1 rRNA gene is annotated in these 370 nt (G+C 56.8%); it reads left to right on the top strand.

Features of this window, described 5'->3' with window-relative positions:
• Positions 1 to 370, top strand: a 16S ribosomal RNA gene (locus tag WCL58_RS25280); the annotation flags it as partial.

Here is a 370-nt window from a genome sequence, read left to right as displayed (position 1 = left end):
CTGGGTGACGAGCGGCGGACGGGTGAGTAATGTCTGGGAAACTGCCTGATGGAGGGGGATAACTACTGGAAACGGTAGCTAATACCGCATAACGTCGCAAGACCAAAGAGGGGGACCTTCGGGCCTCTTGCCATCAGATGTGCCCAGATGGGATTAGCTAGTAGGTGGGGTAATGGCTCACCTAGGCGACGATCCCTAGCTGGTCTGAGAGGATGACCAGCCACACTGGAACTGAGACACGGTCCAGACTCCTACGGGAGGCAGCAGTGGGGAATATTGCACAATGGGCGCAAGCCTGATGCAGCCATGCCGCGTGTGTGAAGAAGGCCTTCGGGTTGTAAAGCACTTTCAGCGAGGAGGAAGGTGGTGA

This window comes from Serratia sp. TMDUHS_CL (assembly GCF_037137105.1).
GTDB classification, from domain to species: domain Bacteria; phylum Pseudomonadota; class Gammaproteobacteria; order Enterobacterales; family Enterobacteriaceae; genus Serratia; species Serratia nevei.
Note: the sequence above shows the minus strand (reverse complement) of the source record. Positions and strands in the feature narration are given on the sequence as shown.